The 21,733-nt window shown below is 32.5% G+C and carries 24 protein-coding genes and 1 pseudogene; 16 read left to right on the top strand and 9 right to left on the bottom strand.

Features of this window, described 5'->3' with window-relative positions:
• Positions 1–149: 149 nt before the first annotated feature.
• Both EKG35_RS01735 and prpE read left to right on the top strand, forming a co-directional pair.
• Positions 150–1,211 (top strand): PQQ-dependent sugar dehydrogenase, encoded by a 1,062-nt coding sequence (locus EKG35_RS01735; RefSeq protein ID WP_126292588.1) that lies wholly within the window; start codon positions 150–152, stop codon positions 1,209–1,211.
• Positions 1,212–1,267: 56 nt separating this feature from the next.
• On the top strand, positions 1,268–2,053 hold the full coding sequence (gene prpE / locus EKG35_RS01730; protein ID WP_126292587.1) for a bis(5'-nucleosyl)-tetraphosphatase PrpE: 786 nt from the start codon (positions 1,268–1,270) through the stop codon (positions 2,051–2,053).
• A 161-nt stretch (positions 2,054–2,214) separates the two neighbouring features.
• Here prpE and EKG35_RS01725 read toward each other — a convergent pair whose 3' ends face one another.
• A complete protein-coding gene (locus EKG35_RS01725) occupies positions 2,215–2,604 on the bottom strand; it encodes an RDD family protein (RefSeq protein ID WP_126292586.1) in 390 nt (129 codons plus the stop codon).
• 421 nt (positions 2,605–3,025) lie between these two features.
• On the opposite strand from EKG35_RS01725, the gene EKG35_RS01720 reads away from it, so the two are divergent.
• The gene (locus tag EKG35_RS01720; protein ID WP_126292585.1) at positions 3,026–3,484 is read left to right on the top strand and encodes a helix-turn-helix transcriptional regulator; all 459 of its coding nucleotides are present in this window, start codon (positions 3,026–3,028) and stop codon (positions 3,482–3,484) included.
• Between the two features lie 333 nt (positions 3,485–3,817).
• Here the strand turns inward: EKG35_RS01720 and EKG35_RS01715 are convergent, their stop codons facing one another.
• Positions 3,818–3,982, bottom strand: a complete 165-nt coding sequence (locus tag EKG35_RS01715; protein ID WP_126292584.1) for an aspartyl-phosphate phosphatase Spo0E family protein — start codon at positions 3,980–3,982, stop codon at positions 3,818–3,820.
• A 582-nt stretch (positions 3,983–4,564) separates the two neighbouring features.
• Here EKG35_RS01715 and EKG35_RS01710 point away from each other — a divergent pair.
• The 5 genes from EKG35_RS01710 (at position 4,565) to EKG35_RS01690 (ending at position 9,255) form a co-directional block, all read left to right on the top strand.
• Complete coding sequence (locus EKG35_RS01710) at positions 4,565–5,014, top strand: SRPBCC family protein (RefSeq protein WP_126292583.1); 450 nt, start codon at positions 4,565–4,567, stop codon at positions 5,012–5,014.
• A gap of 226 nt (positions 5,015–5,240) precedes the next feature.
• Positions 5,241–6,764, top strand: a complete 1,524-nt coding sequence (locus EKG35_RS01705) for a DEAD/DEAH box helicase (protein WP_126292582.1) — start codon at positions 5,241–5,243, stop codon at positions 6,762–6,764.
• Between the two features lie 173 nt (positions 6,765–6,937).
• The gene (locus EKG35_RS01700) at positions 6,938–7,720 is read left to right on the top strand and encodes a YqhG family protein (RefSeq protein WP_126292581.1); all 783 of its coding nucleotides are present in this window, start codon (positions 6,938–6,940) and stop codon (positions 7,718–7,720) included.
• 228 nt (positions 7,721–7,948) lie between these two features.
• A complete protein-coding gene (locus EKG35_RS01695) occupies positions 7,949–8,767 on the top strand; it encodes a carbonic anhydrase (protein ID WP_126292580.1) in 819 nt (272 codons plus the stop codon).
• 143 nt (positions 8,768–8,910) lie between these two features.
• Complete coding sequence (locus tag EKG35_RS01690; RefSeq protein ID WP_126292579.1) at positions 8,911–9,255, top strand: DUF378 domain-containing protein; 345 nt, start codon at positions 8,911–8,913, stop codon at positions 9,253–9,255.
• 107 nt (positions 9,256–9,362) lie between these two features.
• Here EKG35_RS01690 and EKG35_RS01685 read toward each other — a convergent pair whose 3' ends face one another.
• The gene (locus EKG35_RS01685) at positions 9,363–10,010 is read right to left on the bottom strand and encodes a hypothetical protein (protein WP_126292578.1); all 648 of its coding nucleotides are present in this window, start codon (positions 10,008–10,010) and stop codon (positions 9,363–9,365) included.
• 264 nt (positions 10,011–10,274) lie between these two features.
• Between EKG35_RS01685 and EKG35_RS01680 the strand changes: the two genes are divergently transcribed.
• Complete coding sequence (locus tag EKG35_RS01680; RefSeq protein WP_126292577.1) at positions 10,275–10,676, top strand: hypothetical protein; 402 nt, start codon at positions 10,275–10,277, stop codon at positions 10,674–10,676.
• A 124-nt stretch (positions 10,677–10,800) separates the two neighbouring features.
• Here the strand turns inward: EKG35_RS01680 and EKG35_RS01675 are convergent, their stop codons facing one another.
• Positions 10,801–11,019 carry a hypothetical protein gene (locus tag EKG35_RS01675; RefSeq protein ID WP_126292576.1) on the bottom strand — a complete coding sequence of 73 codons (219 nt, stop codon included), beginning with the start codon at positions 11,017–11,019 and terminating at the stop codon, positions 10,801–10,803.
• A gap of 276 nt (positions 11,020–11,295) precedes the next feature.
• On the opposite strand from EKG35_RS01675, the gene EKG35_RS01670 reads away from it, so the two are divergent.
• Positions 11,296–12,774, top strand: a complete 1,479-nt coding sequence (locus EKG35_RS01670; protein WP_126292575.1) for an aldehyde dehydrogenase family protein — start codon at positions 11,296–11,298, stop codon at positions 12,772–12,774.
• Positions 12,775–12,844: 70 nt separating this feature from the next.
• On the opposite strand, the gene EKG35_RS01665 is transcribed toward EKG35_RS01670, so the two are convergent.
• On the bottom strand, positions 12,845–13,669 hold the full coding sequence (locus tag EKG35_RS01665; RefSeq protein ID WP_126292574.1) for an EcsC family protein: 825 nt from the start codon (positions 13,667–13,669) through the stop codon (positions 12,845–12,847).
• Positions 13,670–14,003: 334 nt separating this feature from the next.
• Here EKG35_RS01665 and EKG35_RS01660 point away from each other — a divergent pair, with 334 nt between their 5' ends.
• The 3 genes from EKG35_RS01660 (at position 14,004) to EKG35_RS01650 (ending at position 16,412) form a co-directional block, all read left to right on the top strand.
• Complete coding sequence (locus EKG35_RS01660) at positions 14,004–14,471, top strand: DUF3291 domain-containing protein (RefSeq protein ID WP_126292573.1); 468 nt, start codon at positions 14,004–14,006, stop codon at positions 14,469–14,471.
• A 174-nt stretch (positions 14,472–14,645) separates the two neighbouring features.
• Positions 14,646–15,302, top strand: a complete 657-nt coding sequence (locus EKG35_RS01655) for a reverse transcriptase-like protein (protein ID WP_126292572.1) — start codon at positions 14,646–14,648, stop codon at positions 15,300–15,302.
• A 153-nt stretch (positions 15,303–15,455) separates the two neighbouring features.
• Positions 15,456–16,412, top strand: a complete 957-nt coding sequence (locus EKG35_RS01650; RefSeq protein ID WP_246020125.1) for a TRM11 family SAM-dependent methyltransferase — start codon at positions 15,456–15,458, stop codon at positions 16,410–16,412.
• 492 nt (positions 16,413–16,904) lie between these two features.
• On the opposite strand, the gene EKG35_RS01645 is transcribed toward EKG35_RS01650, so the two are convergent.
• The 3 genes and pseudogenes from EKG35_RS01645 to EKG35_RS21555 all read right to left on the bottom strand — a co-directional run.
• Positions 16,905–18,068, bottom strand: a complete 1,164-nt coding sequence (locus EKG35_RS01645; protein ID WP_126292571.1) for an MFS transporter — start codon at positions 18,066–18,068, stop codon at positions 16,905–16,907.
• A 159-nt stretch (positions 18,069–18,227) separates the two neighbouring features.
• The gene (locus EKG35_RS01640; protein WP_126292619.1) at positions 18,228–18,530 is read right to left on the bottom strand and encodes an ArsR/SmtB family transcription factor; all 303 of its coding nucleotides are present in this window, start codon (positions 18,528–18,530) and stop codon (positions 18,228–18,230) included.
• A gap of 187 nt (positions 18,531–18,717) precedes the next feature.
• Positions 18,718–18,783 (bottom strand): annotated as a pseudogene (locus EKG35_RS21555) (PDDEXK family nuclease); the annotation flags it as partial.
• A 226-nt stretch (positions 18,784–19,009) separates the two neighbouring features.
• Here EKG35_RS21555 and EKG35_RS01635 point away from each other — a divergent pair.
• Positions 19,010–19,543 (top strand): dihydrofolate reductase family protein, encoded by a 534-nt coding sequence (locus EKG35_RS01635; RefSeq protein ID WP_126292570.1) that lies wholly within the window; start codon positions 19,010–19,012, stop codon positions 19,541–19,543.
• 77 nt (positions 19,544–19,620) lie between these two features.
• Here the strand turns inward: EKG35_RS01635 and EKG35_RS01630 are convergent, their stop codons facing one another.
• The gene (locus EKG35_RS01630) at positions 19,621–19,800 is read right to left on the bottom strand and encodes a small acid-soluble spore protein H (protein ID WP_126292569.1); all 180 of its coding nucleotides are present in this window, start codon (positions 19,798–19,800) and stop codon (positions 19,621–19,623) included.
• Between the two features lie 268 nt (positions 19,801–20,068).
• Between EKG35_RS01630 and EKG35_RS01625 the strand changes: the two genes are divergently transcribed.
• Together EKG35_RS01625 and EKG35_RS01620 are read left to right on the top strand one after the other, a co-directional pair.
• Complete coding sequence (locus tag EKG35_RS01625) at positions 20,069–20,752, top strand: YqjF family protein (protein WP_246020124.1); 684 nt, start codon at positions 20,069–20,071, stop codon at positions 20,750–20,752.
• Positions 20,753–20,846: 94 nt separating this feature from the next.
• Positions 20,847–21,626 carry an alpha/beta fold hydrolase gene (locus EKG35_RS01620; RefSeq protein ID WP_126292618.1) on the top strand — a complete coding sequence of 260 codons (780 nt, stop codon included), beginning with the start codon at positions 20,847–20,849 and terminating at the stop codon, positions 21,624–21,626.
• The last annotated feature ends 107 nt before the right edge of the window (positions 21,627–21,733 follow it).

Raw genomic sequence — 21,733 nt, 5'->3', positions numbered from 1 at the left:
AAAAGGAGCTTGTTCAGAAAATTATTTCTGAACAGCTCCTATTTTATTTTAGAAATTTTACTTATTATGGAATCCTTTATAATTGTGAATACTGCTCATGTAACTATAAAAAAGGGGTATGATACAGGTTGAAACATTTTGTTTTATTTATGTCGATTACAATTTTTTTGACGGGCTGTTCTATTTTAAAACAAGAAGAATCCCAAGTCGTTTCTAAAAATAATACTATGATTAGTGTGAGTAAACCGATTGAAGGTCTTGAAGTCATGGGAGAGGAATTTAATATTCCTTGGTCAATTAATAAACATGAACAAACTTTTTATCTTTCAGAAAGACCAGGAACGATTGTAAAGATTGAAAACGGTGAGGCGGTTCGTCAGCAAGTTGACCTTAAAGAGGAGCTTGCAACAGCTGCTGAAGCAGGTTTATTAGGTTTTGTTCTAACACCTAATTTTTCTGAATCGAATGAGGCAATTGCTTACTATACGTATGTTGATAGTTCAGGACAATTTAATCGCATCGTTACTTTACGGTTAGATAATAATAGATGGAAGGAAGACCGTTTGCTTTTAGATAAAATTCCAAGTGGCCGTTATCACCATGGTGGAAGGCTTGAAATAGGGCCAGATGGAAAACTTTTTGCGACAACAGGCGATGCATTACAATCATCCATTGCACAAGACAGATCCTCCTTAGGTGGAAAAATATTAAGATTAAATCTCGATGGAACAATACCAAACGATAATCCTTTTCCAAATTCGTATGTATATAGTTATGGTCATCGTAACCCACAAGGTATTAGTTGGGCAGAAGATGGAGGAATGTATGCAAGTGAGCACGGAAATAATGCAAATGACGAAATAAACAAGATCGAACCAGGTCAAAATTTTGGTTGGCCAATTATTGAAGGATTAGAAAAACAAAATGGTATGGTTACACCATTGTTTACTTCCGGACAGAATGAAACATGGGCTCCATCAGGAATGGACTATTATAATGGCAAATTATATGTAGCTGCACTAAGAGGAAATGCTGTGCTGGAATTTAATTTAGAAACAGGTGAACAGCGTGAAATTATAACAGGGCTTGGTAGAATTCGAGATGTATTTATTGAGGATAATTTCCTTTATTTTATTAGTAATAATACTGACGGACGAGGAGAGCCGCAGCAAAATGACGATAAATTATATCGAGTACCTCTTCTAAATTAAATGACACAGAATCGAAGAAATATTTTGAAACCATAAGCAAAAAGGGAGACGATTTTTTGAGAATCGATGTAGGAAATGGGCTTGATTTTATTGGAGATATTCATGCTTGCTACGATGAGTTTCTTGAACTTCTATCAAAACTTGGTTATCAAAAAAATGATAATGGATTGTACACACATCCGAATGGTAGAAAAATTGTTTCATTAGGAGATGTGATGAGCAGGGGACCTGAATCGATTAAATGCATGATGTTTTTTTTAGAACATGTAAAAGCTGGACTTGCTTATATGATTGATAGTAACCATGGATGGAAAATTGCGCGCTGGCTTGATGGTAGAAAAGTACAACTTCGACATGGGGACGAAAATGTCGAAATTGAATTTATGGAATATGAAAAAAAGTATGGAAAGCAAAAAACGGAAACTTTAAAAAAAAAATTCAAAACATTATTGATGGAATCACCTTCTCATTATATTTTTACACAAAATAATAAAGACAAGGTTGTTTGCACGCATGCAGGCATTAAAGATGAATATATAGGGAAAGAAAACTCGCAGATAAAGAATTTTTGCCGTTATGGCGATGTCTCGGGTATGGATGAAACAGGGAAACCTATTAGAAAAGACTGGTTTAAAGAACATAAAGGAGACTTACTTATTATTTGGGGGCATGACCCAAAGCCAGAGCCGTTAATTGTAAATAATACAATTAATATTGACCAAGGGGTTGTCTTTGGTGGTAAACTTACTGCTTATCGCTATCCAGAACAAGAATTTATCTTTGTAGAAGCAGCAAAAAACTATTCAGGCAGAGAGATAGATAATCCTATAACTAAGCATTGAGACAAAAAATGATAGGGACTTATTCAGAAAATGAATTTCTGAATAAGTCCCTATATTTGATGTGTAGCTTGTCCCAAAAAGGGTTTATTACTGTTTCGGTAAACCAATCCTCAATGATAAAATAGAGCCTCTCTAATAACTTTAGGGAAGTGCATTCTACTTTACACTTCCTTTACTATAGTACGAGCAACACGATCATGAGGTAGTATTGTTCCTTCATTTATCTCAAAGGATTCACGATTTTTAATATAATCAAAAGTACTAATAAAATCACGATAGAGCATACGTTTTGCAATTTGGCATGAAGATAAAGGTGTACCATCCTCATTTTCTAGTGCCAGTCCTAAAGCTTTATAGCCAACTGTTTGTCCATTTTTGCGCAGCTGGGCGTATTCGAGTCCCCACATGACAACGGTAGGAGTTACTAATGTATGAAAAGCTTCATTTTTTATCTTTTTACGTAATACATATTCAATCCCAGAAGCCACTACTGTTGAAATTACTTGGTCAATGATAAATGCCTTTGTGCGCTTTTTTGTTATAGATTTCATTAAAATCCTCCCTCATTTTCCTTTTCTATTATTATACGAACTTATTTAATTAATAGTTTCAAAGCATATTTTTATTTTAATTTAAAATACAGAAGTGTAATATTACTGAATACATTAGTCGTATTTGTGGGAGGCAATAGATTTTGACGTTGAATTAAGAAAAGATAGTTTTTAAGTGTAATTGTTTTATTGTTTCTATAAAGTAAAGGTATAAAAATGCAATTATCATATTAGCTCAACGATTTTTATGTATAAAAAACTTAAAATTGAGGTAATATCAAGTATGAACTTCAGGTGCTTTCTTACAATCCTTAAAAACGGCACTTCGTAACTTTTTAAAGAAAAATACGTCTAATTATTTAAAAATTATATTCGGATATGGAAATTACTGTATAATATGTGTGGTGAGGTGTTTTCAGCAATGGATAAAGATTTGATTATACAGATTACTTCAGAAAATTTAAAAGAGATTCGAACTGAAAATCAATATACACAAGAAAAAATGGCAGAAATTTTAGGAATAACGAAAAAAATGCTAGTACATATTGAAAAAGGCAAAACACTTTCCAATTGGACTACGGCAATAGCTATCTGTGCGTTATTTCGTGATAGTCCCACATTACATAAACAAATGGGTGCAGATCCAATGGAAATGATTGAACTAAGTATTTATGATGTCGATATAAAACCAATGAATAAGACTATGGGCGGTGTTATTTGGTGGAAAAGTGTAAAAAAACACCGAGGTTTTAAACTTCAGCAGCATACTTTAACAAAGCATTACCGAATTTTAGATGATGAGAACTATCGAGTAATTAGTACTTTTGATCAAAAAGTAGCAAAAGAAAAGTGGCTTGATATTGTAAGAAAATATAAATAGCATTTTAAAAGGAATTACATAGTACTACAAAAACTTGTTAATTTATAATAGAAACATTAAGAAATGTCTTAAAAGTTTTATGTCTAGAACTTTTAGGACATTTCTTTCGTTTCATTCAAATAAAATTAAAAAATTTAAATTTTTATGTTTAATTTAGATTCCTTAGGGTATATCAATAGTGCGAGCAATTTAGAAGTATTTGAAATTCATTCATCGTTGTTGTATTTAACAAATAATTTCATTTCAAAAAAAAAGTTAAGCAGATTTTACTCTTGCCTAACTGGGGTCATCGTCATAAGCGATATGTAAAGTATGAATATAAATTCCTCCTCTTTATGCTGCTTGATGAGAATAAATATTTAATAATGCATCTAGTTCTTGACTACAAGTTACAGTTTCAGGATGTGTAAAACCTAAATTATGTGCCTTTTTATACATATCTTTTCTTTTCATTTCAATTAATAGTTTTAATATTTGTTTATAAAATTTACTTTTCATCAGTTAATCCCCCATAATTTTGTATTATAGTAAATTTCCTACTAAAATTTGTAGTGGCTTTAGCTATTGTATACTAGAAAATATAAAAAAAATGTCGGTTTGTGGTTAAAAAGTATAAATTCACAAAATTGTCACAAATATAAGGAATTTTATGACCAAAATTATTTCTTGTTGTAAAATGAAAAAAATTTGTTCAGCCGAAGCCAATATTCATCGTAAAAGGTAAGACGAATGGAATATTCAAGACTTGTTTTAATAATTAAAATATCCTTATCATGATATTCCATTAATTGGCAAAGAGGCATCGACAAAACCTCGAAAATTGACGAGTTTTTTAGATTGATAGAAATGAACAAGTCGAGTAAATAACTGTTAAGTAGTTTGAAAATTTGAAAATTAAGGGATTGTATATAATATAAATATAATTTTTAATTAATTATAAGTTGAGATGTCTATGCTGCTAGGTAGTCTTTTTATTAAAAGGATTTTTTAGTGGTTTTCTTATTTTTTATGGGAAAAGTTTATTAGGTTACTTTACAGATTAATGGTTACAATTAGGGTATAAGCTTCGGAGGTATTCGAATGAAGTCCTGGACAAAAGAAATTGTAATATCAGCGCCAATTGAACAAGTATGGAAGTATTTTGATGGCAATCTAGAGGATATGCAAAAAATTATGCCTCAGGTTGTAGCCCATGAACCAATTAAGCTAACAAAAGATAAGATTGGCAGTGTTTATCTGCAAAAATATCGCGAAGGTAAACAGTTACAAGAATATGAAGTAAAAACATTACAATATGAGAATGAGCCTAATTTTAAAAAGTTAAAAATAGAATTTAATCTTGCTAAAATGTTTGAAATAACTTCCCAATACGAGCTAAGAAAAATTAATGGCAATACAACACTTTTTAAATATATGACAACCAATCTGCCATTAAAATGGTTTTTAAAACCTATTGTAATGCTTGCATCTGATAAAGTAGTGATTCAATTTGTTGAAAGAGTGAAAAAAGTAGCCGAAGCTCAAAAATAGGAAGGAGAAGGCAGTCAAAGAAATTTGCTGCCATTTTTTATTTTGCGTTATTAATTTAGATGTTTTTTGATTGCGGACTGAGGATTTATACATAAGTAATAATACATATTTAAAATATGTCCTAGTTTTAATTGTTTTTTTTCGCAATACAAGTTTGAATTGATTTATTATTCATATGTTTATCATTTTTGGACAAAATAATAGGTACCAAAAGTGAGGTGACGTCATGATAATTGAAAGGTCGTCTAATTGGAGAGAAAATTTTATTGAACGATTTGACAATGATGGTCCGTGGGATAGCTGGACACTTTACAAAATGAGTTATGATATTGAAAAAATGAATTTAATTCCTGAATTTTCAGGACTTCAAGCTCCTAAATTTTTAACTAATTTGCAATTACTTCCTCACCAAGTAGAAGCTGCTCAAACTGTTATCGAAAAAATGAACGGCAAGGCGATACTAGCTGATGAGGTTGGACTTGGTAAAACAATTGAAGCCGGGTTAATTATGAAAGAATACATGATACGGGGGTTAGTGAAAAAAGCACTTATTCTTGTCCCTGCATCCTTGCAAAATCAGTGGGTAACTGAATTAAATGTACGTTTTTTTATTCCCGCAATTTCATATAGAAAAAATACTCCTATAGAACAATATGATGTCGTTGTAATGAGCATGGATACAGCCAAAAAAAGTCCACATAGGGAAAAAATCTACGAGCAAGATTACGACATGATTATTATTGACGAGGCACATAAATTAAAAAATCATAAAACACAAATCTATGAGTTTGTACAAAGTTTAAAGAAGAAGTTTTGTTTACTATTAACAGCCACGCCAATTCAAAACGATGTATTTGAAATATTTTATCTAGTATCATTGCTTAAACCAGGACATTTAGGAAATTATGAAACATTTCAATCATCATTCTCTACTACTAAAAACAGCTTAGAAGATGAAAAATATTTAAAAGAACTTGTAAATCAAGTTATGGTTAGAAATCGAAGACAAGATACTGGAATTGAATGGACAAATCGCCAAGTGGAGACAATCCCAATTCAGTTTACTCAGGAAGAACGAGAAGTGTATGATATGCTCTATGAATTAAAATCGATATCATCCGTATTTTCTAGTTCTTTTACAATGGTTACTTTATTAAAGGAAATGTGTAGTAGTAAGGAAGCAACTTTCTTAACACTTAATAAAATGCTTCAAAAATGTATAACTAAGGAAGAGTCAGACTACATTGAAAAAATTATTGAAAAATTAATGAAGCTAGAAATCAATGCAAAAGCTGAAAAAACATATGAAATTATAAATAGAGCAAATGATAAAGTAATTATTTTTACAGAATACCGTGCAACACAAGTTTATTTACAATGGTATTTATATACAAAAGGGATTACGAGTGTTTTATTTAACGGTAAATTTAGTAAAAGTAAACGTGATTGGGTTAAACAATTATTCAGAGAACGTGATCAAGTATTAATTGCTACAGAATCAGGTGGGGAAGGGATTAACCTTCAGTTTTGCCACCATGTAATTAATTATGATTTGCCATGGAATCCGATGAAGCTGGAACAGCGTATTGGGCGTGTACACCGCTTAGGACAAGAGTCAGATGTCCACATTTATAATTTAGCAATTGAGGATACGATAGAACAAAAAATTCTCAGCCTATTAGGTGAAAAAATCGATGTCTTCGAAAAAGTCGTAGGAGATCTAGACGACATATTAACAAGAAAAGCGTAGCACGTTCGCTCTGCCGCGATAAGCGCTGGAGTTCCCGAATCGAAAACCTCTTTCCCGTTTTCGACCGAGGGAACGAAGCGACGCGAGCGGCAAACGTGCGAAGCTAGACAGAAAAGCGTAGCACGTTCGCAACTAGGGAGAATTTGTTATGAACGAAAGGAGAATTGCATTAAATGTTTGGAGCACAAGTTCATGACTATTTATACACTTTTTTTAAAGAGACAAATTGTGACATTTTATTAGATGAAGAACATTATTTAACAGTTCAGCTTACAATTGATATCGATAAAAAAATAATGAACAGACCTTTTTACTGGAAATATATAGAAAGTACAAATAGTGAACCTAATCCAGCAAGGCTTACTTTGATTACAGATCGAACGAAAGTTGAAAAACAATTATTTGGAGAAGTAATTCATTTTGGCTCTGCTCGTTTAAATCAAATATTTAAAGCGACAAAGGAACTTGGCTCATTTGTACAAATGTATGAAAAAGAAGACTCCTCAACTGGGAAGTTTACTACATTAACACCATATTTCTGTGTAAATTACAAGGTTTCTTATTATTGTGATCAAACGAAGGAAAGGCTTTATTCACTAGGGATTAATTTAATCAATGGAGCGATTGAGGATAATTTTCATGAATCAATTTGTGAGTTGAGTTTAGATCCAAAAATGCCGGAAGGTGCATTTTGTTTACAATATATTATAAAGCCAAGTCGTGCACTTGAACGACTAGATTTAATGATCCAAAAAATTATACAACAAGATGACCATACATGGGCTGAAGATGCCAAAAAGCGTTGGATAAGAGAGCTAGAGGTATTAGATTATTTTTATGAAGGAGAAGAAACGAGACCAGAAAGCTATGAAATCGAAAAAAAAGCACTAGAAGAGCGATTTAATCCTAGAATAAAAGTTGAAATTATTAATGGTGGATTATTTTATTTGAAATAAATTCGTGTACAAGGGTTTTCCGTCAATTATATGGAACGTACATTGCTTCAAATGACTGATGATCGTGGGTATACAATACATTCATATATTTATTGCGAAATAAGTGGGCTGTTCAGAAAATATACGTTCTGAACAGCCCAATTTTTAAAATTTAATTAAGATTTATTGAATAGAACTAAGTGTTTATTGGCTAATTTGTTAGAAAAGAGCATTAAAAGGAGAAGGATCATGAGAAAAAACTACGTTTATGCTTTTTTAGCAATTATAATTGTTTTTACGATTGTAGGCTATTATTCAATCAACAAGCCAGTACAAACATCCTTTGAAAATGAAGAACAATTAACAGCTACTGATGTATATTGGTCCTATGAGGGTGCATACGGCCCTGCTGAATGGGTCAATGTAGATTCATCATATGAGGCTTGTGGAAGAGGAGAGTTACAGTCACCAATTAATATTGAAGTTGCTAAAACAGCAAAACAAAAATTGAATGAAGAAATTCATTTAAATTACGAGGAAGCTATTTTTTCTATTGAAAATAACGGTCATACAATTCAAGCTAATTCTACTTCAGTGGATAATTCACTATTGATTGAGGATGAAAAATATGATTTAACTGCAATTCACTTCCATTCTCCAAGTGAGCACCAGTTAAATGGCCAATATTTTGATATGGAAGCACACCTTTTCCATGAATCAGAAAATGGTGATTTGGCGGTAATTGGATTGTTTATTAAAAGTGGGGAAGAGAATAAACTTTTAGCTGAAATGTGGGAAGAAATGCCGGCAGATGGGAATGAAGCTGCTAAAATCCTTCAAAATCCAATTAATTTACAACAGCTTTTACCTGAGGAGAAAAGTGTCTTCCAATATGTTGGTTCATTAACAACTCCTCCTTGTACTGAAGGAGTTAATTGGTTTATTCTAGAACAACCAATTGAAATGTCAAATGAACAAATTAATCAATTTAGCTCCATCTTCTTGCAAAATAATCGTCCAATTCAAAAATTGAATGATCGAGATGTCTATAGAATCGAATTAAACTGAAAAAAAACAAATGAAAACGCAGCTTAATTTAGGCTGCGTTTATTTAATTGAATTTGCAGTATAAAAGAAATATTAATTGAGAATAATAAGAGAACACAATATGCTATTGAGTAAAAATTTTAAAGATTTCAGGAGGTTCTAATATGGGAATTGTTTATCGAATTGCTTTGGTTCTAGCAATAATTGGTGCAATTAATTGGGGACTTATTGGATTATTCCAGTTTGACTTAGTTGCTGCGTTATTTGGTGGGCAGGATTCAATATTGTCGAGAACTGTATATAGCCTTGTTGGTCTAAGTGGTCTATTATGTATACCTTTATTGTTTAAGGCATTTGAGGAAGACGATGTAGAAGTTGCAAACAATCAATTTAGCAATGCATTTACTAACACAAATTATCAAACTGAATTTGGTGAAGAAGAAGAGTTTTCAGAAGTGCAAAAAGAACGTGCCACTGAATTATATGATAATGATGATAAGAAGAAATAATTAAAAAATTAGTCCCAAAAGTTTACTTATGTAGACCTTTGGGACATTTTATTTTTCAGTTAACAAAAAGGTCCGTCCCAAGAGAATTTCTTAAGACGGATACCTTATTATTTTAAAAAATACTCGTATTTTTTAGGGAAGGTAACTCCAATTTTTTCAAATTCAGATTTAGCTTCTTCAATACGGGATTTTACTTTTGCTTTTGCTTCGTCATCTAACTTATCATAACTTTCATGCATAGGATGTTTTGGAATTTCTATACCTAGTTTAGCTAATTGCTTCTTTCCCTCTTCTTTTGATATTGACCCATCTTTCATTTGTTTGAAGATCTTTTTGGCTTTTTCTTTAGTTTTGCTATCTAAATTTTCAAAAACGCTGCATTTTCCATGTTTTTCAGGAAGTGTTACCCCAAGTTCCTTTAATTTTTTATTTGCTTCTTCTTTTGTTAATTTTCCATCTTTTAATTCTTTAATAATATTTTCAGCTTTCTCTTTCGTTTTATCATCTAAATTTTCAAAACCATTATGTTTTCCTTTATGTTTAGGTACTTCAACACCTAGAGCAGTTAAATCTTCTTTTAGTGAGCTTAGAATATCATCGACCTGTTGTTTCGTTTTTATGTCTAGCTTTTCATATTCATCTTTAAACTTATGATGGTCTTCATTAGCATAGGTTGTAAAAGAAAAGCTATTTATTACTGCAAAAATTAGGAAAGCTGCAATGGTATAAGCTAATAAATTGATTTGTAGTTTCATCTTTATTCACTCCTAGTAAAGTAATAAGTTTTAAAAAGTTATGTTGCTGTGAATTTGCTTAAGTACACCACCTTTTATCATTTAAAGCAAAAAAACGACGATTTTTGCCACCTTATACAATTAATATTTTATGATGGAAACAAAACTTTATACTTATTTTAGTGATACATTGAGTTCAAAAAGAATATAGTTCTTTTATGGAATAATTTCCAAATATTTAGGGGAATATAAAATTAAGGAAATTAATTTTTGAGAGGTTTTTTTATGAATTTTCCATTCAGTTTAATTTTATGTATTGTGTTAATGGGAATAATAGCTTGTTTTTTATATTATTTAGGAAAAAAAATATCATATAGCTTTATACTTTATAATCCATCAATTACCTTAGGATTTAGTGTAATTTTCTTTTTAGTGAAGATGATATTTTCACAACAAAATCAATTAGAATATTCGATTGATGTGATAATAACTGTTATTTTACTATTTGTCTGGATAGTAGCCCTATTAGAAGCGGTCATAATCGATATATTTGAAAATGGTGAGGAAATGCTTAATGATATACGACTAGTAATAGGAAAAGAACTAAAAAAAGAGATGAAAATATTAGTAAGTACATCCTTTCAAAATTGGAAACGTATAATAGTAAAAAGTAAAAATACAACATAATAACAACAAAAAAGGGTTCGTCCAAATTGTTATTTTGGAACGGACCCTTTTCGACGTGGATGTATGTTTTAATAGGACTTTTTTTGAAATTTTTATTGAGAAATAATTGTATCGAATCAACAAATTATCTTTTTTTCTTTTTATCAATAGAACTTAGAGTAGTTTGTTTTTTTACTGCTTCTAACTCTACTTGAATATGAAATTTATTTTCATCAATTTCAGTTATGCTGACAATTTTCCCCTTACGACCTTTAATTTTAATTTCAGAATTAATAGAAGGTACTTGATTTAAGAGTTGACTTAATAGTAGGTTATTTTTTTCATAAAAATGTACAGCGAACATCCATTCATCTCCCTTTAAATTTAATTAATCCATTTTATGTTGAAAAAGAGAATATAGAATTAGTTGAAGTTGGTGATAAAAGATTTCTTTTAGCAGATTATAAAAACAGGAAGTAATGAGCTTATTCTATTCAAGTAGTAAAAATCCTAAATAGAATAGCATTTTATAGAGCTGTGTATCGCTTTTAAATGACACAAAGAAAAATAGTATATTCTAGAAACCCAAAACCATACTAGAAATTGATTGATAATTAAAATAGGTTATGGAGGGTTTGCTATGACAAATGAACCAATTACGGTATTTGCTATTATAAATGGCGAAAAAGTGGAGACTGAAAAAAAGCTGCCTCGTGAAAATCCCACTCATCCAGATGAAATAGTAGGTTATGCTCCAATTAATACAAAGGAAGAAGCAATTCGTGCTATTGATTCTGCTTACAATGCATTTAAAGATTGGGCATGGAGTGACGTTGATGATCGAATCGCAAGAATGAAGAGAGCAATTCAGAAAATTAAAGATGCTACACCCGAAATTGCCGAATTACTGTCAAGAGAACATGGCAAAGCTTTATATGATTCTCAAGGTGAGATTGCAATATCACTTATGTGGATGGAATTTGCTTGTGACCATGTAAAAAACGTTATAACACCTCAGGAAAAAACACATGAAAATGGCAGAACAATCATAACTTTTGATCCAATAGGAGTTGTTTCTGCGATTACTCCTTGGAACTATCCCATTTCTTTATCAACAATAAAGATAGCTCCGGCACTTTTAACTGGAAATACAATGGTTTTAAAGCCAAGTCCGTTTGCACCTTTAGCTGTCAGCCGTGTTGTGGAAATAATAGCTGATGAATTTCCACCTGGAGTACTTAACCTAGTCCATGGTGAAGCTGATGTTGGAGTGGAGCTTACTTCAAATGAAAAAGTGGCGAAAATTGCATTTACAGGTGGAACAAAAACTGCAAAAAGCATAATGAAAGCTGCATCGGATACTATTAAAAAGATGACGCTGGAATTAGGAGGAAACGACGCGGCCATCGTTTTAGAAGATTTTGATGTAAATGATGAACGCGCTCTACGCAGGATGGTTATTTCGAACTTCCTTACAGCAGGTCAAATTTGTATGATAGCAAAACGTGTATATGTACATCGTTCCATTTATGATGCGTTCGTTGAAAAATATATTGAAGCTGCAAATAAATGGATTCGGGTTGGAGATCCTTTTAATCCAGATGTTACAGTAGGTCCTGTAAATAACAAAAATCAAGTAAAATATGTACAAAGCCTCATTGACGATGCAAAAAGTAAGGGCGCAGAAATTGTCAAATTAGGAAAAGTATTAAATCCAGAACTTATGGAAAGTGGCTATTTCCTTCAGCCAACATTAGTTTTAGGGGCAGATTATCACGATCCAATTGTAGTTGAAGAACAGTTTGGCCCTACTGTACCAATTCTTCCATTTGATGATGAAGAACAAGTGATTGAATTGCATAATGAAAGCATATATGGACTAACTAGTTCAGTATGGGGAGAAGAAGAGCATGCTATTAAAGTAGCTCGCCGTATAGAGGCTGGTACAACGATGATAAACACAGCTGCAGTACAAGGTTTAGATGTTCGTTTCCCATTTGGGGGAGTCAAGCAATCGGGTGTAGGTCGTGAGTATGGAGAAGAAGGGTTAAAATCCTATACAGAAACACATGTCATTAATATACCAAAGAACTTAGAATTACCTTATATTCCAGAATAAAAAATAATTTAAAGTAAACAAGAGTAATTGGAGTTAATAGCTTCAATTACTCTTTTTACCTGTCAGCCCTTTATTCGAAAATGCTATTTTCTTGTTCCTCTAGGCTTTGCAGCTTTTCATAAATGCGTCTTTTACGGTATAACATGATTCCCGCTTGGGAGACGTCTTCAATCATCGCTTTGTTTGAAAATGCACCAAATATCATTCCTGCAATTGGGACCATTTGAAATAGCTTTTTCCAACCGAATTGGTCACGGTATGTAAAAAATACTTCTTGCCATCCTTTAAGTTGACTAATCATACTTTCTGATGAATCTCTTTTCTCATTTATCTGTGAAAGTTCTTTTAAGATGGCTTCTTTCCCAACGATATCAGCAGAAGCAAATTGCAGGCATTTTACAATGAATACACGTTCCTGCTTTTCATTTGGATCATATCCATGAATGATTGCAATTTCCTGCAATGTTTTTAATGCGATTCCTAAAATAACAGGTATATCAACAACTAAAGTAAATATACCACCAATCCCAGTGGAAGCACCTTGTACTGTCGCTAATTTCATCCGCTCATTTTGCAATCTCTCACCTAGGGAAATCATATTTTCTAGCGGCATACTACCGATATCTTCTATCGATTCAATTGGATATAAGGTGCTTTCTTGTATTTTCTTAATCATGGATTTTTTATTAATTAAATATTTTCCACCAGTTTGAATGTAGTTGCCCAATTCAGAAACCAGTATCCCAAGCTTTTCTTGAATAAATTTCGGTGTTATTTTATCAAGTAATTTAAAAGGAAGGCGACCAAGCTTTTCCCAGAAAAATAAACCCTTTTGATCCTCTTCCCACTTTTCAATCTCTTGTAAATAATTCATTAATTGTTCTTTTGATTCCAATTGAAATTCTCCTAACTTATTCAACATTGATAAATATACGATTTAAACTTTCAAAATGTTTCATCAAAAGTATGAGCAAATATTAATATTTATATAATAATGCTACATTTTAATGTTTCTAATGGCTGTTGGGATAAAAAGCTTAAAGAGGGTAATTTGTCACCTATTGAGTTTGCCAAACTATTACTTTTTAATATAACCTTAACTTTATAAAATTAGCGAAAAACTGGCAGGGAATAGTGTAATCACGTTAACAATTTTGTTTAATAGTAATTGGTTAAATCTTTCTTGAATATATGTAGTTAAAAGTAAATCAAGAGATGGAGAGATAAAGATGGCTTTTGTTGCGATCTATACAATTGGTAGGTTGAAATATCCTGACGAACATCCAGCTTCTCGTGAGTTTTTCGAAGTCGGCTATAAGGTAATACGACAGGCTGATCTATCAGGAAATCTTGTAAGGGAGTTTTCACCATATGGAATAGCATTCCCTGAGGAATTGATTAAAGGAGAAGGAGCGCCTATTCTTACACTAACAGTATGGAAAAGTCTTGAATCCTTATATCGATTTACATACTCAGGTCAGCATATGAGAGCATTAAGAGATAGGAATAAGTGGATTGAATCACATCATGAGAAACAACCTTCATTTGTGGTGTGGTGGACTGAAGAGGTAAAAGAAGTATCATGGGAAGAGGCTTACAAAAGATATACCTATTATCTTCAGCATGGACCTACTCCTTATGCATTTGACTATAAGAATGCGTTTAACGAGAGAGGCGAGTTGTATTTGTTTAAGTAAGTAGCAGCTGCCTATTCTGTCTGTTTATTCATTAGTACAGTGGTACACAAACTTCTATAAGTAAATTAGTTTTTCTGTAAAACAACAAAGAAAAAGTTTGATACGAATAATGAATAAGAGGGTTATACTATGGCTAATTAGACATTTGATGTACAAAACCTAGGAGGTCCTTTTATGAAAATTACAATTGAATGGACATATAAAACAAAAAATGGTGCAGAAACAGTCTTTCGTTCTGAAGAATTATCTCCTGCCCACGCTTTAACAATAGCAGAAGATATTGAAAAAACTGGACGAGCAAAAAATATGACACTTATTGATGAGCATGATAGTACATGGATGATGAAAGAATTAAAAAAATATATTAAGGAAATTGAGACTGAACCGCATAATGTCCGTGTTTATTTTGATGGTGGTTTCGATATTCAAACAAGTTCTTCAGGATTAGGCATTGTTATTTATTATGAGCAGAATGGCAAGTCATATCGATTGAGAAGAAATGCTCCAGCGTCAGGGCTTACATCAAATAATGAAGCTGAATATGCAGCATTGCATTTAGGCGTTGTAGAGCTTGATTTATTAAATGTGCACCATCAAACTGTACAATTTATAGGTGATTCCCAGGTAGTCATCAATCAAATGAATGGAGAGTGGCCAGCATATGAGCGTGATCTAGCAGATTGGGCAGATCGAATTGATGGCAAACTAAAGGATTTAGGAATTACAGCAGAATACGAACTTGTCCCTCGTAAATTAAATGCAGAAGCTGATCGACTTGCTTCTCAGGCGTTAAATAGGGTGGATATAACAGGGCAAATTGAGCTCCAATAAAATTAGGAAAAGAACAGTTTTGAATTCCTTTCTATTTTTAGTGTATAATTTATTGTTATGAATGAACTGCAAAGTTTTAATTCCAAGTATTATTTCAGTATAAAGACAGTCGTAAAATCGGCTGTCTATTTTTCTTAAAAGGATGATAATTAATTGAGTAAACAACGAAATAGTAAATTCAACTATATTTATACATATGTACATCATAAAGATGAGTACGAATTATGCAGAATGGAGATGCGTTCATTTTTTGGCTTCGATACACAATTGAACTATTTATTTAGCAATATTGATATCGATCCAAGCCGCAGTCCTTTTATTCGCGAACAAATTGAAGTGTTATATGAAGGCGACAGCATTGTTGACATTAAGAATTTGGTTAAGGAAATGAAAATAAGTGTAGAAACATATAAAGTTGTATGCTTGAACAACATAGATTTTGGAGAAACAAAGAAAATACCTCATCCAGAGCGTCGAACAATTGAGCGTGAAATAGGAATATCCATCGATGGAGAGCCTGACTTGAATAATCCAGAAGCAGTGTTTGGTCTTATACAGATTGACGAACGCTGGTATTTTGGCAAATATACGATAAGTGAATCTATTTGGAGGAAGCACATACATAAACCAAATAGTTATTCAACAGCACTTAATACACGAGTTGCTCGAGCAGTTGTGAATATTGCAATTCCACAACCAGTAAATATAAAAGCAATAGATCCTTGCTGTGGCATAGGTACAATATTAGTTGAAGCTCTTTCAATGGGGATTGATATAGTAGGCAGAGATATTAATCCTCTTGTATGCGTTGGCTCAAGAGAAAATATTGCCTATTTTGGCCTTGTGGGTATGGTAACTAAGGGACCCATTTCAGAAGTAACAGAACATTATGATGTTGCTATTATTGATTTGCCTTATAATCTTGCGACCCATATTTCACCAGAGGAACAATTTGATATTATTAAACATGCCCGTCGTATTGCAAATAAAGTTGTTTTTGTTACGATTGAAACGATTGATGAAATGATTGTAGATGCAGGTTTTGTAATAAAGGATCGATGTATTGCAAGAAAGCATCTATTTGAACGCCAAATTTTATTGTGTGAGTAAATTCTCGTCAAAGCTTCCTGCATAGTAGGAAGCTTTTAGTCTTATGACTAGCTGCTATTTGGAAGTAATCAGCTTTCGGGATAAGTATCTTAGATAAGAGTTAGAATTTTATATCATAGATATAGAGGATAAAAATTTATTAATGCAAAATTTCTAAAAGATGTAGCTTTAAAATAAAAATTAATTAAAAAAGACCCTTCAATACTTATTTAACAGGACATACCAAAACTCCATTTTGAAAAAAGATTGATCAAAATGGAGTTACTCTTTTTATCTAATTATAAATTTTTTATAAAAAAGTTTGATCATTTCCATAATCCATATTTCGCAAACTTCCTTATTAGTTGTAGAGGAAATTTATTTTTACCTTGGATTAAGCATATCATTTTACTTATCAATTACTCTTCATTATTCCAGTTCATAAATAATTTTTTATTCTAATTTATTATTTTAAACCTGGTTTCCTAATAACTAAGGGGTTATGATTTTTTTTTACTCTTCTGGCATCTTGCTTAACTGTGCTCGGGAAAGTGCCAAAGTTACTACAATAGCTATTGTAACTCCTAATGCGCCTATCCAGGTAACTGAAGAAAGTGATACTTTCTCAACAAAAATACCTCCAATTCCTGCACCAGCCGCCATTGCCAATTGCATTACTGACTGATTTAAGCCTAATAATATACCTGATGACTCTGGCTCGATTGTAGCCAAGTTATATTGTTGTGTTGGTCCCGATGACCATGCAGCAAATGACCATAGTACTAATATTATTAAAACACTAATATAAGAATTTGTTACAAGAGATAATAATATTAACATAATGACGTGTAACGACATTCCACCTAACAATGTTTTTTGAACTCCCCAACGATCTGTACTAAATCCACCAAATTTAGAACCGAATAAACTTGCTATACCAAAGATTAGCAATACACCACTTAAAAGTTTTTCCTCTATTCCTGATACATTTAACAAGTAAGGTGAAAGGTAAGTGTAAGCAATTGAATACCCTCCAAGCCAGAAAAAAGTAATTGCTAATCCAATTGTAACCCTTCTTTTCTTAAGAAGAGCCAACTGTTTAACTAGTCGTACAGGCTTATCACCCTTAATAAGGGGAATAGATGCTCTAATTATTATCATTGCAAGAATTCCCAGCAGTGCTATTCCACCAAAAATAACTTTCCAACCTAATAAACTAGAAATAATTCTTCCAAGAGGTACTCCTATGATTAATGAAGCCGTAAACCCCATAACTACTGTAGCAATAGCGCTACCTTGTTTACCTTCTGGTGCTATCTTTGCAGCGATAGTTAATGCTGTAACAACAACCATCCCTGCCCCGAGTGCCATAACTATTCGAGCTACTACAAATAATCCGTAACCTGGTAGGATGAATGCCAAGATATTACCTATTACGAACAAACCTAATGAAAAAATCATTAATTTACGTCTGTCAATACTAGATGTTATTCCCATAAGAATAGGTGTAAATATTGCATATACAAGTGAGAATATTGTAATTAATTGACCTGCTGCAGCCAAAGTTATTTCAAGTGAATCTGCAATCGTATCTAAAATTCCCGAAATAATATATTCGGAAGTTCCTACTAAAAAACTAACGATTGCCAAGATATAAATCTTCAAAGTATTAGACAAATGATGTCACTCCTTATAATTTCGTTTTCATATCGATATATCGTTAATTATCGATATGTTTATTCAAAAAAATATATTGCATGAATACTAACTATGTATTCTAGCCGAAATGAAACTGAATCCTCCCAAAGAATTCGTAAGGAATTCAGTTTCACTCAGTTATCTCTTTTGCTTCAAGAACTCGGCGATCCCATTGATGGCATCTTCATTTCTTTTGTAATAAGTATACTTACCTATACGGTTAGCCTTTATAAGTCCAACCTGTAAGAGCATCGAGAGATAATGAGATGCCGTCGATTGCGTCATTTCCAATTTTTCTGTAATTTGACTAACGCATACCCCGGTTTTGTTCATATCAATCCCTTCGTGGGGAGTGAAATGGAGATCGGGTTCCTTAAGCCATTCTAAAATTTGCAGCCTTGCTTCATTAGATAATGCTTTAAAAATATCAACTTGTTTCATACAAATCATTGTATCGAGAATTATCGAATTGTCAAGTGCGCACTCTTTCTTCGAAGCCATATAGGATTAATCCTCAACATAATTAATATTATACAATTCATTATATCGAGAATTGTCGATACGTCAAGTGTGAGCGGTATAACTTTTTATAAACAATTCAACTTTATTTCAAAATCAAACTTGAATCTTTTAACCAAGGCTTATAGTCTACTCCAATACCTGAGCCTCGACCTTCTTTAATCCACTTTTCAATTTTAGATGTTCTTGCTCATTTAGACATAAAAAACACTCCTTTAGACAACTACAATCTAAAGGAGCATTTCATCGCGACTTTATTTTAAACATCGTATCTTTTTCATAAACACCGCAACTTTATTTCAAAGAAACAAAAGAAACTAGTATCTTTAAAATATATTTAAGTAACAAAGTTTGTTAAAATATAGACGAACATACATTCTTTTTGAGGGGGAGGGGAAATTATGAGCAATAAACGAAAATTATTATTATTTATTGCTGCCAGTTTAGATGGGTACATTGCAACAAAAGATGAGTCACTTGATTGGCTTTATCAAGTTCAAGGAGAGGGGGATAATGGATTTTCCGAGTTTTATGAAACAGTAGATACGGTTTTGATGGGAAAGAGAACATACGATTGGGTAGTGAAACAAGATTTAAAGGAATTCCCATATAAAAACAAAGAATGCTATGTGTTTACTAGATCTTTTTCTGTGAACACAGAAGATGTGGAATTTATAAATGATGATGTTGTTAAATTTATAAATAAACTAAAAAGCCAAGATGGGAAAAATATTTGGATTGTTGGTGGAGGAGAACTATTATACTCATTTTTACAAGAAAAGTTGGTAGATGAACTTATCATAACAGTTGCTCCAACTATAATCGGAAAAGGAGTTCCGTTATTTAGAGAAGGAGATTATCACTTAGAGCTATCATTGAAAGGAACTAAAAAATTCAATCAATTTGTTGAATTGCATTATGAAGTAAAAAAGTAATACTTTTTAAAATGAAAAATTTAAAATACGTAGAAACCACTTGAATGCATTTCCAAGTGGTTTTTTTTAATTACGAATTAGTGCTCTCTTAAATCTGATAAAGCAACTTCTTGTTCATTCTCTGTATCATCAATTGGAAATATTCTAGCTGTACCTTTATTTTCGTCGACGTTTTGGATGTATACGCGGACTCCATTAAATGTTACGTTCGCTAAAGTAGGTGACTCTGCTATTTCTTGTGCTCTTTGAACATTCATCTAAAAAGCCTCCTTTTTTTATTTTTTCTACAGATACGTTTCCACTTTTAATTATTATCATTTTTTAACTAAACGATTCCCGCATATTAATACATGCATCATTTTTCATACAAAAATGTCTATTGAGGGACTTTTTGGAGAAAGCTAACATTAGCGATGACTAAAATACTGAAAGGGTAGACTTGACATGGATGAACGTTTCACTACAAAAAAGGCTTCTCATAATTATAATACTCGAAAAAGAGACCTCCCATCATTGCCATATATCATGAAGCAGACATGGACCGATTCTCTGTTTATACATTACCCAGTAAACCAACAAGTTTTACAAAAATATGTTCCAGATGTTTTACCTATAGATACATACGACGGGATGGGGTGGATTTCAGTTGTGCCTTATCTCACTAGCTCCATGAAACTGCGAGGTTTTCCATCAATACCTGGTGCAAGGCAATTTCCAGGTTACAACGTTCGAACATATGTAATCGTAAATGGGCGGCCAGGTATTTATTTTTTTAGTCTTACAGCTGCAAACTTAATTGCCTCTACTGCGGCGAGGTTTTTTTTCCGTTTACCTTATTACTATTTAGAAATTTATATGGATAATCATAATGAACTAGTGAACTTTCACAGCAAATCCATAAAGAACAGTGGTGCACAGTTGATATGTAATTATAAGCCAATTTCTAAACCAAATCCTGCCGCGAAAGGTTCATTGGATGAATGGCTTGTGGAGCGCTATTGTCTTTTTACTATTACTAAAAAAGGTGTTCCATTAAGATGTAATATTTTACATCGTTCATGGTTATTACAAGATGTCGAAGTAGAAATTCATAAAAATACGATATTATCCGCATTAAATATTTCACCTGCAACTAATGAAGTGATTATGCATTTTTCAAAAAGGGCGGATGTGAGTATATGGCCTTTAGTGCCAGCAATTTATTCTTAATGTTTAATAAATTTATACCGAAAAATATAGAGTCATTGTTCCATCTCGAAACGAATATCTTAATGTTGAAACTATAAGAATGATTGGGGATGAAATGGGATATTTTGTACCGGTAGAAACAGGTGTTAATATCTATGTAGAGGATGTTAACCCCGGAGGCGAGAAGGTTTTTTTGTTTATTCATGGCTGGCCATTAAACCATAAACAATTTGAGTACCAATTTAATATTTTGCCAACGTTAGGATATCGGTGTATTGGAATAGATTGGCGTGGCTTTGGTAAATCAGATAAACCTTTTCACGGCTATAATTACAATAGATTAGCAGACGACCTTTATATCATCATTCGTTCTCTTCAGCTTCAAAATATAACACTTGTTGGACACTCTACAGGCGGAGGAATTGCAGTTCGTTATTTGTCCCGTTATCAAGGGTATGGTGTGTCAAAGCTTGTTTTACTTTCTGCCGCAGCACCTACAGGTTTTACAGCAGAGACAGCAAAGCAGCTTTTAGATGAAACATTAAATGATCGTGCTAAAATGATGCAGGGTGTGACTGATCAATTTTTCTTCCAGTATATTACAAAGGGATTTTCAGATTGGTTTTTCCAAATAGGGATGGAAGCTGCAAGCTGGTCGACTGCTGGGGTCATTAACTTATTAAAGAATGAGAAGCTGTATGAGGATCTGCTAAAAATTAATTGTCCAACATTAATTGTTCATGGTATTCATGACAAAGTAATTCCGTTTTCACAAGCAAAGGAAATGAATGAGACTATCAGAATTTCAAGGCTTGTGCCATTTGAATATAGCGGCCATGGCTGTTTTTGGGAAGAACGGGACAAATTTAATAAGCTATTAGCTAAATTTAGTTAATTATGAAGAAGTTACGGGTGATTTCAATGGATAGGGAATCACCTTTTTAAATTGATATAAATAGTCAAGTGGACGCTCCAAAAATTTTTGGACGACCACTTGAATAG

The organism is Lysinibacillus telephonicus, assembly GCF_003966145.1.
Taxonomy (GTDB): domain Bacteria; phylum Bacillota; class Bacilli; order Bacillales_A; family Planococcaceae; genus Ureibacillus; species Ureibacillus telephonicus.
Note: the sequence above shows the minus strand (reverse complement) of the source record. Positions and strands in the feature narration are given on the sequence as shown.

Excerpts from the sequence above, each read along its gene's own strand:
- EKG35_RS01735 (WP_126292588.1), top strand. The coding sequence starts at position 150 with ATGTCGATTACAATTTTTTTGACGGGCTGTTCTATTTTAAAACAAGAA.
- EKG35_RS01725 (WP_126292586.1), bottom strand. The coding sequence starts at position 2,604 with ATGAAATCTATAACAAAAAAGCGCACAAAGGCATTTATCATTGACCAA.
- EKG35_RS01720 (WP_126292585.1), top strand. The coding sequence starts at position 3,026 with ATGGATAAAGATTTGATTATACAGATTACTTCAGAAAATTTAAAAGAG.
- EKG35_RS01715 (WP_126292584.1), bottom strand. The coding sequence starts at position 3,982 with ATGAAAAGTAAATTTTATAAACAAATATTAAAACTATTAATTGAAATG.
- EKG35_RS01710 (WP_126292583.1), top strand. The coding sequence starts at position 4,565 with ATGAAGTCCTGGACAAAAGAAATTGTAATATCAGCGCCAATTGAACAA.
- EKG35_RS01705 (WP_126292582.1), top strand. The coding sequence starts at position 5,241 with ATGATAATTGAAAGGTCGTCTAATTGGAGAGAAAATTTTATTGAACGA.
- EKG35_RS01700 (WP_126292581.1), top strand. The coding sequence starts at position 6,938 with ATGTTTGGAGCACAAGTTCATGACTATTTATACACTTTTTTTAAAGAG.
- EKG35_RS01695 (WP_126292580.1), top strand. The coding sequence starts at position 7,949 with ATGAGAAAAAACTACGTTTATGCTTTTTTAGCAATTATAATTGTTTTT.
- EKG35_RS01690 (WP_126292579.1), top strand. The coding sequence starts at position 8,911 with ATGGGAATTGTTTATCGAATTGCTTTGGTTCTAGCAATAATTGGTGCA.
- EKG35_RS01685 (WP_126292578.1), bottom strand. The coding sequence starts at position 10,010 with ATGAAACTACAAATCAATTTATTAGCTTATACCATTGCAGCTTTCCTA.
- EKG35_RS01680 (WP_126292577.1), top strand. The coding sequence starts at position 10,275 with ATGAATTTTCCATTCAGTTTAATTTTATGTATTGTGTTAATGGGAATA.
- EKG35_RS01675 (WP_126292576.1), bottom strand. The coding sequence starts at position 11,019 with ATGTTCGCTGTACATTTTTATGAAAAAAATAACCTACTATTAAGTCAA.
- EKG35_RS01670 (WP_126292575.1), top strand. The coding sequence starts at position 11,296 with ATGACAAATGAACCAATTACGGTATTTGCTATTATAAATGGCGAAAAA.
- EKG35_RS01660 (WP_126292573.1), top strand. The coding sequence starts at position 14,004 with ATGGCTTTTGTTGCGATCTATACAATTGGTAGGTTGAAATATCCTGAC.
- EKG35_RS01655 (WP_126292572.1), top strand. The coding sequence starts at position 14,646 with ATGAAAATTACAATTGAATGGACATATAAAACAAAAAATGGTGCAGAA.
- EKG35_RS01640 (WP_126292619.1), bottom strand. The coding sequence starts at position 18,530 with ATGAAACAAGTTGATATTTTTAAAGCATTATCTAATGAAGCAAGGCTG.
- EKG35_RS01635 (WP_126292570.1), top strand. The coding sequence starts at position 19,010 with ATGAGCAATAAACGAAAATTATTATTATTTATTGCTGCCAGTTTAGAT.
- EKG35_RS01630 (WP_126292569.1), bottom strand. The coding sequence starts at position 19,800 with ATGAATGTTCAAAGAGCACAAGAAATAGCAGAGTCACCTACTTTAGCG.
- EKG35_RS01625 (WP_246020124.1), top strand. The coding sequence starts at position 20,069 with ATGAAGCAGACATGGACCGATTCTCTGTTTATACATTACCCAGTAAAC.
- EKG35_RS01620 (WP_126292618.1), top strand. The coding sequence starts at position 20,847 with ATGGGATATTTTGTACCGGTAGAAACAGGTGTTAATATCTATGTAGAG.